The organism is Holdemania filiformis DSM 12042 (assembly GCF_000157995.1).
In the GTDB taxonomy this organism is placed as follows: Bacteria; Bacillota_I; Bacilli_A; order Erysipelotrichales; family Erysipelotrichaceae; genus Holdemania; species Holdemania filiformis.
In genome coordinates this window covers 513,578-515,191 of sequence record NZ_GG657553.1, presented here as the reverse complement: position 1 = coordinate 515,191, position 1,614 = coordinate 513,578, and the positions used below count along the sequence as shown (strand labels likewise).

Below are 1,614 nucleotides of genomic sequence, written 5' to 3'. Positions count from 1 at the left end.
AGTAGAAGTGTAAAAAATTTTGCCGTTCCTATCCGGCGTTTGCGCATTGCGCCGGATAGGTCGGGCGGTCATTCGGGCAGGTCTACCTTGCCAACGAAAGAGTAATAAATATCAATGTCCTGTCTGCGTGTGCCGTTCTCGTCATAGCTGCACTCATGCACAACGATTTTCTCCACAAACTCACGCAAAAGGGTAGGGGTAAGTTCTTCAAAGCTGGTGTACTTGCGGACAACATTCATAAACTTTTCTGCGTTTACCGTGGCTTCCTGCGCTTTGGAAAGCTCTGCCCGGATAGCGGCGGCTCTCTCTTTCAGTTCTTTCTGCTCGGCTTCATAGTCTGCCGACAGCTCCGTGAAACGCTCGTCTGAAATGCGCCCGGTCACGCTGTCCTCATACAGCCGCTTGAAGATAGCGGATAACTCGCTGATACGCTTCTCGGCGGCTTCCAGCTCCTTTTTCCTTGCGGCGTTCCTGCGCTTGCCCCCGTCCTCGTTCTGCTCGATCAGCAGCTTCATAAACCGGGCTTCGTGCTTCGCTGCATAGCTGGTGACTTTCCGCAGATTGTCGGTCACTCCGGCGGTCAACAGGTCGGTGCGGATAAAGTGCGCCGTACAGTCACGGGTACGCTTCTTGTAGCTCCCGCAGATATAACAATCCTGCTTGCGGGTGGCGTTCTGGTAACGCTGCTGGTAAAGGACGCTGCCGCAGTCGGCACAAAAGAGTATGCCGGAGAATAAGCCCACTTCATCATAGCGGTTCGGGCGTTTGCGCTGCTTGCGTAACTCCTGCACACGCTCCCACATCTGGGTGTCAATGATAGGCTCATGGTGGTTCTCGAAAATCGCCTGTTTCTCAATGGGGTTCTCTACGCTGTGCTTGGTCTTGTAGGACGGCTTCTCCGTCTTGAAGTTTACCAGACAGCCCGTGTACTCCCTGTTTTCAAGGATATGTACCACGGTATTGGTCGCCCACTTGCACTCATAGCCGGGGTGGTAGCGGCGGGTGCTTCCCGTCCGACGGTATTCCAGCGTTCCCGGCGTGGGGATCTCCTGCTCTGTGAGCATACGGGCTATCTTGGTCGGCCCGTTCCCGGCAAGGCACAAGCTGTAAATCTGCCGCACAACAGGGGCGGCTTCCCCGTCAATGATAAAATTTTCGTCCTCGTCCATAAAGTAGCCGTATACGGGTTTGCTCGTGACGGGCTTCCCGCTCATACCCTTAGACCGTTTTACTGCTTTGATTTTCTTGCTCGTATCTCTCACCAGCCATTCGTTAAAAATGTTCCGCAGAGGGGCAAAATCATTGTCGCCCTGTGCGCTGTCCACTCCGTCATTGATAGCGATAAAGCGGACGCCTTTCTGTGGGAAAATCATTTCCGTATACATTCCCACTTGCAGATAGTTTCGCCCTAACCGTGACATATCCTTGACGATAACGGTGCCGACTTTTCCGGCTTCAATGTCCGCAAGCATGGCTTGAAAACCGGGTCTTTGGAAGTTCGCCCCAGAATAACCGTCATCTGTGTACCATTGCAGATTGGAAAAGCCGTTCTGCTTCGCATAGGTTTCAAGAATACGCTTCTGGTTTGAAATAGAATTGCTCTCACCTTGCAGC

At 52.9% G+C, this 1,614-nt stretch carries 1 protein-coding gene; it reads right to left on the bottom strand.

What is annotated here, in order from left to right; genetic code table 11:
- Positions 1-68: 68 nt before the first annotated feature.
- Positions 69-1,614: recombinase family protein (locus tag HOLDEFILI_RS04810; RefSeq protein ID WP_425268557.1), on the bottom strand; the 1,546-nt coding region annotated here is incomplete at its 5' end.